10 protein-coding genes, 1 tRNA gene and 1 riboswitch are annotated in these 14,276 nt (G+C 57.3%); of the genes, 5 read left to right on the forward strand and 6 right to left on the reverse strand.

Annotated elements, in window-relative coordinates:
• Positions 1–125: 125 nt before the first annotated feature.
• The 3 genes from ACEN84_RS11440 (at position 126) to ACEN84_RS11450 (ending at position 3,369) form a co-directional block, all read left to right on the forward strand.
• On the forward strand, positions 126–1,325 hold the full coding sequence (locus tag ACEN84_RS11440) for an aspartate aminotransferase family protein (RefSeq protein ID WP_413710921.1): 1,200 nt from the start codon (positions 126–128) through the stop codon (positions 1,323–1,325).
• Between the two features lie 39 nt (positions 1,326–1,364).
• Positions 1,365–2,282, forward strand: a complete 918-nt coding sequence (gene argF, locus ACEN84_RS11445; RefSeq protein ID WP_112713528.1) for an ornithine carbamoyltransferase — start codon at positions 1,365–1,367, stop codon at positions 2,280–2,282.
• 94 nt (positions 2,283–2,376) lie between these two features.
• Positions 2,377–3,369: an Hsp33 family molecular chaperone gene (locus tag ACEN84_RS11450; protein WP_413710922.1), complete on the forward strand. Its 993-nt coding sequence runs from the start codon at positions 2,377–2,379 to the stop codon at positions 3,367–3,369.
• A 3-nt stretch (positions 3,370–3,372) separates the two neighbouring features.
• On the opposite strand, the gene apaG is transcribed toward ACEN84_RS11450, so the two are convergent.
• The gene (apaG, locus tag ACEN84_RS11455; RefSeq protein WP_199626117.1) at positions 3,373–3,765 is read right to left on the reverse strand and encodes a Co2+/Mg2+ efflux protein ApaG; all 393 of its coding nucleotides are present in this window, start codon (positions 3,763–3,765) and stop codon (positions 3,373–3,375) included.
• Positions 3,766–3,977: 212 nt separating this feature from the next.
• Positions 3,978–5,162 carry an O-succinylhomoserine sulfhydrylase gene (locus tag ACEN84_RS11460; RefSeq protein WP_413710923.1) on the reverse strand — a complete coding sequence of 395 codons (1,185 nt, stop codon included), beginning with the start codon at positions 5,160–5,162 and terminating at the stop codon, positions 3,978–3,980.
• Between the two features lie 41 nt (positions 5,163–5,203).
• A riboswitch (SAM riboswitch) is annotated at positions 5,204–5,282 on the reverse strand.
• Positions 5,283–5,355: 73 nt separating this feature from the next.
• Here ACEN84_RS11460 and ACEN84_RS11465 point away from each other — a divergent pair.
• Together ACEN84_RS11465 and ACEN84_RS11470 are read left to right on the forward strand one after the other, a co-directional pair.
• Positions 5,356–6,450: a 2'-deoxycytidine 5'-triphosphate deaminase gene (locus ACEN84_RS11465; RefSeq protein WP_162708642.1), complete on the forward strand. Its 1,095-nt coding sequence runs from the start codon at positions 5,356–5,358 to the stop codon at positions 6,448–6,450.
• 43 nt (positions 6,451–6,493) lie between these two features.
• Positions 6,494–6,567, forward strand: a tRNA-Gly gene (locus ACEN84_RS11470).
• A 41-nt stretch (positions 6,568–6,608) separates the two neighbouring features.
• Here the strand turns inward: ACEN84_RS11470 and ACEN84_RS11475 are convergent.
• The 4 genes from ACEN84_RS11475 to ACEN84_RS11490 all read right to left on the reverse strand — a co-directional run bounded on the left by ACEN84_RS11475 (position 6,609) and on the right by ACEN84_RS11490 (position 14,056).
• Entirely contained in the window at positions 6,609–9,986 is a 3,378-nt protein-coding gene (locus tag ACEN84_RS11475; RefSeq protein ID WP_413710924.1) for an HAD family hydrolase, read from the reverse strand.
• A 10-nt stretch (positions 9,987–9,996) separates the two neighbouring features.
• A complete protein-coding gene (locus tag ACEN84_RS11480; protein WP_413710925.1) occupies positions 9,997–10,938 on the reverse strand; it encodes a class I SAM-dependent methyltransferase in 942 nt (313 codons plus the stop codon).
• Positions 10,939–11,074: 136 nt separating this feature from the next.
• Positions 11,075–11,848 (reverse strand): ABC transporter permease, encoded by a 774-nt coding sequence (locus ACEN84_RS11485; RefSeq protein ID WP_413710926.1) that lies wholly within the window; start codon positions 11,846–11,848, stop codon positions 11,075–11,077.
• A 183-nt stretch (positions 11,849–12,031) separates the two neighbouring features.
• Positions 12,032–14,056 (reverse strand): methyl-accepting chemotaxis protein, encoded by a 2,025-nt coding sequence (locus tag ACEN84_RS11490; RefSeq protein WP_413710927.1) that lies wholly within the window; start codon positions 14,054–14,056, stop codon positions 12,032–12,034.
• Positions 14,057–14,276 lie beyond the last annotated feature (220 nt).

A 14,276-nucleotide genomic window follows, 5' to 3' on the forward strand; every position in this document is an offset into this window, starting at 1 on the left:
TGTTGACATTGCAGTGCGAAAAGTAAATAGTGCACAGCGCCGCCGAGAGGCGGCATTTTTAATTTTTCGGACCTGGTTTTTTAGCCGGAGTCCGGTTGCCCATAACGCTGACAGGAGACCGCGCCATGGCTGAAGCCGCGCCGCTATATGATACCTATTCTCGTGCCCCTCTGCGGTTCGAGCGAGGTGAGGGCGTCTGGCTGATTACCGAGACCGGCGAGCGATATCTGGATTTTGGCGCTGGCGTTGCGGTGACCGCTGTCGGCCACAGCCATCCTCACGTTGTCGATGCCCTGAAGGCGCAGGCCGAGAAGGTCTGGCACCTCTCCAATATCTATGAGATCCCCGGTCAGGAAAAGCTCGCAACGAGGCTGACGGAAGCGACTTTCGCCGACAAGGTGTTCTTCACCAACTCGGGTGCGGAAGCCCTGGAATGCGCGATCAAGACCGCGCGCCGCTACCAGTATTCGAAGGGTCATCCGGAGCGCTTCCATATCATCACCTTCGAAGGCGCCTTCCACGGCCGTACGCTGGCGACGATCGCCGCCGGCGGCCAGGAGAAGTATCTCGAAGGCTTCGGTCCGAAGACCCCCGGTTTCGACCAGGTGCCTTTCGGCGATGTCGAAGCCGTCCGCGCGGCGATCACCGACGCAACGGCAGGCATTCTGATCGAGCCCGTACAGGGTGAGGGTGGTATCCGCCCGGCGACCGTCGAGTTCATGAAGGCGCTGCGCCAGCTCTGCGATGAGCATGGCCTGCTGCTGATCCTCGACGAAGTGCAGACCGGCGTTGGCCGTACCGGCAAGTTCTTCGCTTATGAATGGTCCGGCGTTAGCCCCGACATCATGGCTGTTGCCAAGGGCATCGGCGGCGGTTTCCCGCTCGGCGCCTGCCTTGCGACGGCTGAGGCGGCCTCCGGCATGAAGGCCGGCACGCACGGCTCGACCTATGGCGGCAATCCGCTTGCCATGGCCGTTGGCAGTGCCGTTCTCGATATCGTGCTCGCCGATGGCTTCCTGCAGCACGTCCGCGACGTGTCGCTGGTCTTCCGCCAGGGCCTGGCGTCGCTGAAGGATCGCTATCCTGACGTGATCGAGGATATCCGCGGCGAAGGCCTGCTGCTCGGCATCAAGGCCGCCGTTCCCTCGAGCGAACTCCTGGCTGCGATCCGCAGCGCGCATCTGCTGGGTGTCCCGGCGGGCGATAACGTCATCCGTCTCCTGCCGCCTCTGGTGGTGACTGCGGAAGAAGCCCGCGAAGGCCTTGCACGCATCGAGCAGGCCGCCGAGAGCATTCGCGCAGCCAAGGCCAAGAAGACGGCTTGAACGGATAGATGCCTTACGAGGCAAACAGGTAAGGACGACATGGCTTCCCCCAAACACTTCCTCGATCTCTCGGCGGTCAGCTCCGCCGATCTGCGCGTCATCATGAATGATGCGATCTCGCGCAAGCAGGCTTTCAAGGCAGGCGCCGGCGACAAGCCGCTCGCCGGCAAGATGCTGGCGATGATCTTCGAAAAGCCGTCCACACGTACCCGCGTCTCCTTCGATGTCGGCATGCGCCAGCTCGGCGGCGAGACACTGTTCCTCTCGGGCACCGAAATGCAGCTCGGCCGCGCCGAAACGATCGGCGACACCGCCAAGGTCCTGTCGCGCTATGTCGATGCGATCATGATCCGCACCACCGAGCATCACCGCATGCTCGAGCTTGCCGAGCATGCCACCGTGCCGGTCATCAACGCGCTGACCGACGATACGCATCCGTGCCAGATCATGGCCGATATCATGACCTTCGAAGAGCATCGCGGCCCGATCAAGGGCAAGACGATCGCCTGGACGGGCGACGGCAACAACGTGCTGCATTCGCTGGTCGAAGGCGCTGCCCGTTTCGGCTATCGCATGAACATGGCCGTACCCCTTGGTTCCGAGCCGAAGGATCACTATCTGAACTGGGCCCGCAATGAGGGCGCCGAAATCCTGCTCAGCCATGATGCCGACCGTGCGGTCGAAGGCGCCGATTGCGTGGTAACCGATACCTGGGTCTCCATGAATCAGGAACATCGGGCTCGCGGTCACAACGTCTTCCAGCCCTATCAGGTCAATCAGGCTTTGATGGCAAAGGCCGGCAAGGATGCATTGTTCATGCATTGCCTGCCTGCCCATCGTGGTGAGGAAGTCACGGACGAAGTGATCGATGGCCCGCAATCCGTGGTCTTCGATGAAGCGGAAAACCGTCTTCATGCGCAGAAGTCGATTCTTGCATGGTGCCTGGGCGCGATCTGAACCATACTGGACGCCACATCCGGCCTGACGGCCTCGTGGCCGCGCGAGCGGAGAGACGCCTTGGTCTGCCGCTCTGAATACTAGGAGTAAGACCATGGCAGAAGCTGCAGCCGCTCTTGGCGAGTTCGATTTCGCCGGTGATGATCATGTTGTCCCGTTTCAGGTTGAAGGTCTGGACGTGCGCGGACGCGCCGTCCAGCTCGGCCCGATGCTGGACGCCATCCTGGAGCGCCACCATTATCCCGCACCCGTTGCCCGCCTTCTCGCCGAAGTGATCGTGCTGACGGTGCTGCTCGGCACGTCGCTGAAGTTCGACGGCAAGTTCACCGTCCAGACGAAGGGCGATGGCCCCGTCGATCTGCTCGTCGCCGATTTCTCGACGCCTGAGAATGTGCGCGCCTACGCGCGCTTCGATCAGGCTCTGCTCGGCGAAGCAATCGCCGCCGGCCAGACCGAGCCCGAACAGCTGCTCGGCAGGGGTGTGCTCGCCTTCACGATCGACCAGGGCAAGTTCAGCCAGCCCTATCAGGGCATCGTCGCGCTCGACGGCGCCTCGCTGGAAGAGATTGCCGGCACCTATTTCCGTCAGTCCGAGCAGATCCCGACGCGGGTTCGTCTCGCTGCGGCCGAACTGCTCGACCGTGACGACAGCGGCAAGCCGCGCCATCGCTGGCGGGCAGGCGGCCTCGTCGCCCAGTTCCTGCCGGAAGCGCCGGAGCGCATGCGCCAGCAGGATCTGCACGGTGGCGATGGCGACGAGACCGGCCAGCCGCTGAAGGAGGACGATTCCTGGACCGAGGCACGCACGATGGTGGAAACCATCGATGCCGACGAGCTGACCGACCCGCAGGTCGGAACCGAGCGTCTGCTCTTCCGCCTCTTCCACGAGCGCGGCGTGCGCGTCTATGACGCCAAGGAGGTCTTCGACCGCTGCAGCTGTTCGCGCGACAAGATCAAGGGCGTGCTGAAGGGCTTCTCGGCAGACGAGATCAAAGCGAGCCAGGAGAATGGCGAAATCGCGGTCACCTGCGAGTTCTGCTCGACGACCTACCGCTTCGAACCGGCCGAACTGCAGCCGGCCGAGTGACGGTCAGTTCAGCACTCTGAGCAGGCCGGGTGAATCCAGGGAGAAGGCGGGTATCTCGACATCGAAGAGCTCGCCTTCATCCGTCTCCATCTGGTAATGGCCGAACATCAGCCCCGATGGCGTATCGAGCGGGCATCCCGATGAGTATTCGTAGGTATCGCCGGGCTCCAGCCGCGGCTGCTCGCCAACCACGCCCGGTCCCGTCACTTCATCAACCACGCCGTTCTGATCCGTTATGTTCCAGTAACGGTTGACGAGTTTTACAGAGAGCTCGGAATTGTTGCTGATGACGATACGGTATCCCCAGACATAGCGATCGTCGTCCGGATCGGATTGCTCCTCCAGATAAAACGGCTCGACAACAACTTCTATATCGCGTGTGAGGGCCCGGTACATGCCTTACACCTTAGTCGGGATATCTTACTCGTATCTTATACGGCATTGGCTCCGTCAAGAAATGCCGCTGCATCATCAGTCAAATACAGACGATTGCACGCCGTTTTGATTGTTAATCCTAACATTCAAAGTTAATGACTCTAATAAGGTAGAGCTGGCTTGTCCCTTAGGTGGGGCAGGCCGCCGGACCGGCAAGTCCGGCGGCTCTTTGCTTAGGCGGGGATCTTCGACAGAGCCTGCGCGAAATCTTCCAGCAGGTCGTCCGTGTCTTCGATACCAGCCGACAGGCGAACGGTGCCTGCCGAAATGCCGAGCTCGGCGCGCGCCTCGTCCGACAGGTTCTTGTGCGTCGTCGTTGCCGGATGGGTGATCAGGCTGCGGGTATCGCCGAGATTGTTGGAGATCGTCACGACGTCGAGCGCGTTCTGCAGCTTGAAGGCGGCTTCCTTGCCGCCCTTCAGCTCGAAGCAGACCAGCGTCGAGCCACCGGTCATCTGCTTGGCGATGATATCGGCCTGCGGATGGTCCTTGCGGCCCGGATAGATCACGCGGGCGACCTGCTTCTGCTCCGCCAGGAAGTCGGCGATTTTCGAGGCGTTCTTCGTCTGCTGGGCGACGCGCAGCGGCAGTGTCTCGATGCCCTTCAGCAACGTCCAGGCGTTGAACGGCGACATGGCCGGGCCGGTATGGCGGAAATAGTCGTGCAGGTTCTCGTCGATCCACTGCTTGTCGGAGAGAACGACACCACCGAGGCAGCGGCCCTGGCCGTCGATATGCTTGGTCGCCGAATAGATGACGATATGGGCGCCGAGCTCCAGCGGCTTCTGGAAGAGCGGCGTCGCAAAGACGTTGTCGACGACGACCTTGGCGCCGATCTGGTTCGCCAGCTTGGCAACACCGGCGATATCGACGATCTCAAGCGTCGGGTTCGTCGGGCTTTCCAGGAAGAACACCTTGGTCTTTGGGGTGATCGCCTTTTCCCAGTTTTCCAGGTGGCGGCCGTCGACCAGCGTGCATTCGATGCCGTATTTCGGTGCCAGCGTCTCGACCACCCAGCGGCAGGAGCCGAACAGTGCGCGGGCCGCAACGATATGATCGCCGGCCTTCAGCTGGCAGAGGATCGCCGCGGTAACAGCAGCCATACCGGAAGCCGTGGCGCGCGCATCTTCAGCACCTTCAAGCGCGCACATGCGCTTTTCGAACATGTCGTTGGTGGGGCTGCCGTAGCGGGCATAGATGAAGCCGTCGGTCTCGCCCTTGAAGCGCGCTTCCGCCGCCTCGGACGTGTCGTAGACGAAGCCTTGCGTCAGGTAGATCGCTTCCGACATCTCGCCATATTGCGAGCGCAGAGTGCCTCCGTGAACGAGTTGGGTTGCAGGGCGCCAGGACTTGCTCATGCCATCACCTCAAAAACAAAAAAACCGGCCGCAAATGCAGACCGGTTTCACACCCGGTCTTTTTAGCCACTTGTTTAACGTGGCTGCAAGCCGACCGGCCAAATCACCACGGGATAAAGCTGCAATACTGCCGTTAGCTTCTTGCGTCAATTCCCTGTATTTGGTTTTGTCGGCCACGAACTATGGATGGAGCATGATGGCTCGCGAAACTGGAATTTTGGCCGATCGTGCCATTGCTGCGTTGTTTGAAGCCGGCCGCCTCGTGTCGGAGCGGGAGCTTGATCGCGATCAGATCCAGCCGGCGAGCCTGGACCTGCGCCTCGGCGCCAAGGCTTTCCGGGTCCGCGCCAGCTTCATGCCCGGCCCCTCGCATCTGGTGGCCGACAAGCTCGATCGCCTCAGCCTGCACGTCATCGATCTTTCGGAAGGCGCGGTTCTCGAAACCGGCTGCGTCTATATCGTGCCGCTGATGGAGCGCCTCGACCTGCCATCGGATATGTCGGCCTCGGCCAATCCGAAGAGTTCGACCGGCCGTCTCGATATCTTCACCCGCGTCATCACCGATTACGCCCAGGAATTCGACAAGATCCCGGCTGGCTATTCCGGGCCGCTCTATCTCGAGATATCGCCGCGCACTTTCCCGATCGTCGTGCGCCGCGGCTCGCGCCTGTCGCAGATCCGCTTCCGCGTCGGCCACTCCATTTTGGGTGAGCCGGAGCTGCAGGCCCTGCACGACGCCGAAACGCTGGTCGCCAGCAGCAAGCCGAACGTCTCGGGCGGTGGCATTGCGCTGTCGATCGATCTCACCGGCGACAAGGAAGGCCTGATCGGCTACCGCGGCAAGCACCACACGGCCGTCGTCGATGTCGACAAGAAGGCCCAGCACGACATTTTCGATTTTTGGGAGCCGCTCTATAGCCGCGGCCGCAACGAGCTGATCCTCGATCCGGACGAATTCTACATCCTCGTCTCCCGCGAAGCTGTCCACGTCCCGCCGCATTATGCGGCCGAGATGACCCCCTTCGACCCGCTGGTCGGCGAATTCCGCGTCCACTACGCCGGCTTCTTCGATCCGGGCTTTGGCCACGCGCCCGCCGGCGGCCGCGGCAGCCGCGCGGTGCTCGAAGTGCGCAGCCACGAAGTCCCCTTCATCCTCGAAGACGGCCAGATCGTCGGCCGCCTGATTTACGAGCACATGCTGGAAAAACCCGTCAGCCTCTACGGCTCCGGCCTTGGCTCCAACTACCAGGCCCAGGGCCTAAAGCTCTCGAAACACTTCCGCATCTGACCGCCTTGACACCGCCTCCCATCTGTTGGAAGGCTGGTGCTGCGCGGGTGTAGCTCAATGGCAGAGCAGCAGCTTCCCAAGCTGAATACGAGGGTTCGATTCCCTTCACCCGCTCCAGCTTTTCCTGTCTAGCAACCTCTGTTGTCGGTGCCTAGCTATCAAGTTCCAAATAGAATTTTTCCGATCTTTTGATACCTAGGATTCTTTAGATTCTTGAAAAATGACGCGGGATCCAAATCGAACTTAACGCAGTCCATAGGATCCCCAATTAGGCTGACGAATGGCCTCACAAGAATTCGAAGAGATCGGGCTATGATCTTATTTCTTTTGACTCGACTCCAGCCGAATTCGCCAGCTTCCGCTGTTGATAGAGCTGCCGCGCCGGCGCGCCAATAGGATCCTTTTACATTGAATGAGCCCTCACGCTTGCCGGTAGCAATAAAGTATCGAGCGTTGGCGCCGCTGAAGCTATCTTCTATAGAATGTCCTATGAAAAATAGCGCATCTTCTGGATGTGGATTTGCCAAAATGCTCTCTAAGACTGGTAGGGTCACATCGGATTTGAAGTCGACGTGATATCTCAAGTCTCCGAGTGTCTTGCAAATATCCGAAACTAACTTCAATGCTCCCGCTTGCATGGCCGCAATCGTCGCTCTGCGGCCATCCGCAGTCTCGTGTGAATATACTGGCCGAAACCCCTCGCTGAACTTCTCGACGCTAGTAATGCTCGGCGTCACGTCACACATCATGTGCTCGAGCATTAGCCGATTTGCAAGTAGGGGTTTGTCTGTCGTAATAGAGCAATCTTCCACATAGTAACCACGCATAGTATGGCCCTCAGCTCGCCACCTGGTGCAAGCCTCTAGCGTAGCAAAGTAATACCCGGTTAGAGGCTTGCCGAGAAGTTGCCCGAGACTACCTTGCATATTGCCATGCCAACCGATATCGACGACAGCAGCTTTGCGATCGGTGTTCAGGCCGCTGGCGTCAAGGTACTCTCGATAAGTCTTTCCCTCGCTCCTTGCCGCAGAAAGGATGTCATCCTTTATCATTGTTAGGAGCTTCGTTAGTTTGACCGAGTGATCGGGAGACGTACTAATTCTGTCCACGGCTGAATTAAAGCCAGACTTCCGAATGATTTCTCGATCGATTGAAGCGGCATCAATGCCGAACCTGCTTTTGAGTAGCGTCGCCAAAGTCGCGGTCTTATCGATTGTTTGCTTTGAAAGCTCCAGAATGTCGCTAAGTTTATCCAGCTGCGCCACTCTTATTGCCCGACGCGAACCCCACAAATAGTTTGTTCTAATTCCACTCGGCGAATGCCTATCGATTTCGTTAAAGGCATCCATCAAGATCTTTCCCTCTCGAGAGAGAAAATGAAGATCCTGAATGCCATCCTCTAGTGCTGTCTTTCTAATCCAGGTGACGAAGCCATAAATCAGCGGGCCAAGTGCCGCGTATCCGAGCCGCCACGGATCGCCCTTTGAAACGCTTCGAGTTTCAAAGTCCAGATCGTCAAAAAGCCGGTAGGCGATTGCGCCGACCATAGAACTTCTCGCTAGCGAGGCTTGTGGAGCCTGTCGCGAGAAAATGGGATTAAAACGTTCGCTTTGCCAGAGGGCCTCGACAGCGCGCGGCGTGTGAAGCGTTTTCAAGTTTTTCTCTGACGCCGCCTGAATGTCTGTTCGCAGGTTGTCGCCAATATGTATTATCTCGTTCGTGCTAATGCCGAGACTGTCAGAAATATATTGGAACAAAGCTCCCGATTTTTTTGTCATTCCGATATCGCTTGATAGGTATATTGAGGCGACATCAAATCCAGATTTCTGCAAAATCCGCTCTATGCACGCAAATGGAAGGTACATGTCGCTAGTTACGCATATCGGTACGCCGCTGCTCAAGGCGACGTCGTACAGATCCCTACCGAGTGGCCTAACTTTCGACAAGGCAATCTCAATCTCAATCTCTCTTTGAGAGAAGGAAAGCGTTTCCGTCGGACTCAGATCCTCCGCAAGAGCAAACTCCCGGTAAATGTCGTCGAGAGAAATCTCATCGCTCACAGCCTTTTCACGTGCCATTATTTCAGCGGCTAGCCGCTTTTGGGCAAAATCAAACGGCACTTTTATGCCTCTGATCCTGAGGTCTTCTTCTACCAGTTTATACAGATCTGCCGGCTGCTCAACGCCACGTGTTACCAATGTATCAAATAGATCAAAAGAAATAAGCTTTGGTTTTTCTTTTCCGATCAAATCTAAAAGTTGAGAAATTTTGTCTTGCCGTGACGCTCGGCTCCATTTCTTAGGCCATACCTTCGCAACGTCGTTTGCGTTAAATGAATTCATAAGAATGTCTTCATACAACGGATCAAAATCCCTAAAGTCTACAAAGCGCTCCGCTATTTTTCCGCTTTTTCTGCTGTGTAACTCCTCGATCAATGCGACTAGAGATTTTCCTGTGGTCACTGTAGAGGCAAGAGGCTGATGGCGCAGAAGCTCAAACTCGAGGATATTTCTGCGTTGGCTTGGGCTATTCACATACTGCTGGTCGTAGGGGCTCAGATGAGTATTACCGATCACTTTTAGCGGAAGATCCCAAATCATAGCTTGCATGCCTATGCCAGATGTAGCTACCACCGCTTCGTCTGCAAATTGTAGGAGGTGTTGGGTTACCGAAGGTGTATCGAGCGTATCAGGATCATATATGGCATTTGGAAATCGATCAGAAACAAACGAGGAAAAATTATGGTCGAAGACCCTATCGCTATAAAGTTTTGAAACGTACTCCGTAATAAAAACAGCGGTTCTATTGTCGATTTTTTCAAGCGCGGAGATGCAATAATGACGTTGATTTGTAAATCCTGTGTCTATCTTAAAAGCATAATGATCGCTTATTTGAAGAGGCAACACGGAAATGCGATCAAATGATCCTGATTTATTCAGTGCGTCACGTGTTTTAAACGGGTAATTCCGAAATATATTCTTTGCTTCATCGATAAAATCTCCGACAAGGCCGTCGGCGGGTGTTTTCCTGGAAATGAGTTCGCTCGATAGCTTGTAAAGTGCACCCTCTCTATAAAGGCCGATTGGATCGAAGACTACCGTGTGAGGATAAGGTGCGCGCGCGAAGGTGCCCGGCATCTGGCTGATTACTAATGCGCTCGGATAAAGGCGCTGAAAGTATGGGGTAGGTGTTTCCCAAAGAAGCACAACATCTATGTGGCGTGGGAGTTTTGTTTCCAGCCAACGGTAAATTGAGTTTACTTTGTTCTCATCACCTAAGTACAAGCCTGGGGACGGATCTGCCCAACCTCCGGCCGCCCTTAGAGCCTCGCCTTCATCCAGGGCGATAACGGAAATTTTTGTCTCTGATCTGGGGATATATCTTACAAAACTGCTTGGGCAGGCGATGGTGACGTTGCAGCCAACGTCTGTCAAAGCTTGAGCCTGTTTTAGCAAATGATGCCGAAACGCATTGAGCGAGAAAAATATATCACCTCCTTGGGTTGCCCAAGGGGTTGCCCATATCAAGATTCGCATTTTCATCATCTTAACGACGGGCCTCAACGAACATCGACATTTCTGGATCGGTGCGGTCGAAATATACAGGGTCGCGCAATATGGGCTCTTGGCTCTGTAAATGTCTTGAGACGGTTACCTGAGTAAAGCCTGCCTTTGTTAAAAGGCTCATCAATTTTTGTGGAGTATACCAACTAACATGGGCGCCAATCTTCATATTTACTTCACGAGATGACATGGCGGCTGCCGCGTCAAGCGCCGAATAGATGTCGCTGTGCTTTTCTATAAAAGCAGATGCTTGACCTTTGGGGACCTGTTGGGGGTTGCCCTCATTAACGGCAAGGCTTACCCAATCGAGTAAAAACCTCGCGCACCGCTCCCGTAGATCTTGGTCAGGAATAGGGAAGTCATATCGTTGTGTTTTTACTGAGAGGTAGTGGAAAAAGAACATCCAATCCTCGTTGGTGTAGGCGGTTGCCATTAAATGAGCGTCGGGACACACGATGCGGACGAGCCCATGTGGCTCAAGGAGACGTCTAATCTCACTCAACATATGATCTACGTCTTCTGGAAATAGGTGCTCAATCACGTGGCTCAGGTATATCACCTTGAAGAAGTTATCAGCCTCTGGCATGCCTTTACGCGAATAGAGATCCCAATCATAATCAACTTCGGGTTGCTCTATGCCTCGTCGCATTTTTGTCCAAGCTTCACCATCGTATTTCTTGTCGCTTGTTCTCCAGTGGACGTGCCTGAATGATCCCGGGCCGATGTTGAGGAAAGGACGCGTATCTAATTCAGTTGGCGTGTAGAGCTTTTTATATGTATCTTCAAAAAAGCGTTTAGATATCTTTTGTCGCTCAATTGTACTCGCCGCTTGTCGCACGACTTTCTCGATTTCGCGTGGGTTGTTCATAATTTGTGTGAACTTTGCAGTTATTGCACGCGCCAGTTTTTCTTTTGCATCTGCCATTCCTAGCCCCTTATGCTCAAATGCACATCATGTCGGATTGTATCGAGTTTGCAATTATATGTTGTGCAGCAGCGCGGTCTTCCTGCAAACCCGTCAGGCTCAAATGAGCTGCGTGATGCCAATCATTGCGTAATCCTTATCCCTCATTTTTTATAATTTTTCGATGGATAGTAAACGACAACATGCCAACAAAAATCAACAAGAAGGCGACCTCTAGGACATAACCTCTATCGAGACCATAGGCGCGATACTCCGGATAGAAGCCAGTTCTGAACCAAATCACGCAGTGAACCAGAGGGTTCAGCAGAAAGTAATCTGCATAAGGGTGAGGCAGTTCGTCAGGCAGCATGAACACACCGGAAAGTATGAACAGAGGCCGGTTCATAATGTCGAAGACCTCTTCGTACCAGGGCCAGCGGACGAACAGGCCGGCATTGATCAGGCCGATGCCGATCGCGATCATCGAGGTCGAGAGTGCCGCTTCGATGATCGTCGGCCAATTGACGCTGGGCAGGCCGCCAAGGCCCTTCGCCAGTGTGAACAGTGTCAGCGCCGTCACCACCGCCGTGGTCGAAAACTGCAACACGACGCGTGAGACGATTGCGTCGAAGGGCGCGACGCGCGGGTAGTTCATCAGCGCCTTGTTGGATTTGACGGCCGACGAGACGTAGGACGACAGGTTCACGTAAAAGAGGAAGCCGAGATAGCCGGTCGAGATGAACAGCGCGACGCTGCCGCCGAGGGGGGGCGTGGCGCTCAGCGAGCGGCGGATGAAACTCAGGAAGACGATATAGGCGAGCGGATCGACGATCGCCCAGATATAGCCGCCAATCTTGTTGCCATAGCGCGTGTTCATCTCGCGGATGATAAGGCTGGCAACGAGCCGGAAATGAAGTTTGATGAGGCTCAACGGCTGCTGCTTCCACGATCAGATCGGCTTAGGAAGTAGCCGAAAGCCGGCCAGAGGGCAAGTTCACCGGAGCGTCTCTGCACGCTTTCCGGTTGCTGATGGCGCTTGAGCGATCGCTGAAAAGTAGCCCTGAAATTGCGATGGGCGGCCGGAGCCGCCCATCGTCTATTAAGGCTCAACCGATCAGAACTCCGTCCAATCCGCTTCCTTGCTCTCGCTGGCGGTGCTGCCGCCGCTGAAGGCGCTCATCAGCTTTTGGCCGAGCGCGCGGGCAGGCGAGGCCGCCGGTCTTGCGGTGGCAGAGTTAGCGACGCGGATTGAGGCCGGGCGGGGTTTGGCGGCGGGTGTCGCCGGCTGGATCGGCGCGGGGCGCGAGGCGATCGGGCGGGTGGTTGCCGATGCCGGGGCTGCCGCGGCGAAGCCGCCGGTGCCGGTCAGGCGGAACTCGGAGAGCAGGTTGTTGAGCGAGGCTGCCTCGGTTGCCAGGTTGTGGCTGGCGGCCGTGCTTTCCTCGACCATGGCGGCATTCTGCTGCGTGCCCTGGTCCATCGTGTTGACCGCCGTATTGATCTCCTGCAGTCCGGTCGACTGTTCGCGGGCGGCTTCGGCGATCGCGTGGACGTGCTGGTTGATCTCCTGCACCTCGTGGACGATAGCATCGAGCGCCTTGCCGGTCTCGCCAACGAGCGCCACGCCCGTCTGCACATGCGTGCCGGAATTGGTGATCAGCGACTTGATCTCCTTGGCCGCATTGGCCGAGCGCTGGGCGAGCTCACGCACTTCCTGGGCGACGACCGCAAAACCCTTGCCGGCTTCACCGGCACGCGCGGCTTCGACGCCGGCGTTCAGGGCAAGAAGGTTGGTCTGGAAGGCAATGTCGTCGATGACGCCGATGATGTTGCCGATCTCGACCGACGACTGCTCGATCTGCTGCATGGCATTGACCGCCTTCTGGACGATCTCACCGGATTTTTCGGCGCCGCCTCGCATGCGGGTGACGAGCTGGCTCGCCTCCTGAGCGCGGCGGGCCGCGTCCCTGACCGTCGTGGTGATCTGCTCGAGTGCGGCAGCGGTCTCCTCGACGGAGGCCGCCTGCTGCTCGGTGCGGCGCGACAGCTCGTCGGCCGAAGAGCGGATCTCGTTGGCACCGGCGCCGATCGCGCGGGCATTGGCGCCAACGGCATTCATCGTCTGGTTCAGGCGGCCGACGGAATTGTTGAAGTCGGCGCGCAGACCTTCGAGGTGCTCAGGGAAGGCCTGATCGATCTGCGAGACGAGGTCGCCGGAGGCGAGGCGCTTCAGGCCGTTTGCCAGTTCGTCGACGGTGCGGGCAAGCTCGTTGGCTTCGCGGATCTTTTCCGCTTCGCGCTGGCGGCGTTCGCTGTCGCTGAGATTGCGTTCGCTCTCTGCGCGCGCCTCGATCTGGCGGCGTTCGACGGCATTGTCGCGGAAGACGGCGACGGCAGCCGCCATCTGGCCGACTTCGTCGCTGCGGTCGAGACCGGGTACATCGGCATCGGTCTGGCCTTCGGCAAGCGAGGTCATCCGTTCGCGCAGCCGCATCATCGGCGCGGTGATGCCGATCTGCGCCATGTACACGCCGAGCGCGATGGCTGCGGCGATCGCAGCGGCGATGATCGCAAGGCAGATATTGATGCGCTGGTTGACGGCGACCGAGAGCGCGTCGCCGCCATCGTTCAGCATCGACATCATCGCATCGTTATTGGCCGTCATCTTCGGCGTCAGCGCATTGAGCTTGGCGACCATCATGGCGGAGGCCAGCTGTGCGGCACCCATGTCACCGGCCTTGCCCGCCTCGACGACCTTTGCCGAAAGCGCTTCCATTTCGTCGATGCTTTTCAAGAGCTCACCGATCGCTTCCTTACGAGCGGGAACGAGGTCCGCCGCCTGCTGCAGGCGATCACGCGCCTGCGGGATCTTGCTCGGGCTGGAGAGCGCCGATTTGAAGGCCGGCGTATCGGGCTTCATATTGGCAAGCGTCGAGGTCTGCAGCACGGAGGACACCAGCGAGGCACTGGCGCGCGAGCCCTGCATGGCGGCGAGTGCTTCATGGTCGATGAAGGCGCTGTAATTGGCGTCCGCCCGGCGGAATTCGGTGATGATGTAACCCACGCCGGCAATCGTTATCACCCCGAGAAGCGCGATGACGGAGAGGATTTTTGTCCGGATTTTCAGGTGTTTGAGCATGGAAAAAGCCCGTTGCATTCGCTGCGGCTTGTTGCTGGCGCGCGGCGAGAGATTGAAATCAATGTTTGAAACTCAGCTGTAATCTGCTGCGTTCTTGCGGCATTCCGAAATACCCTGGAAAGGTCAGACGAGCGCGCATCATGCAGACGGTGTGGGGGCCGGTGTCGTCGCGGCTGATAAGAATCCAGATTGCTTAATTCGGCCCTAACGTCCCGAGGCC

Source organism: Rhizobium sp. Rhizsp82 (genome assembly GCF_047325115.1).
Lineage (GTDB): Bacteria > Pseudomonadota > Alphaproteobacteria > Rhizobiales > Rhizobiaceae > Rhizobium.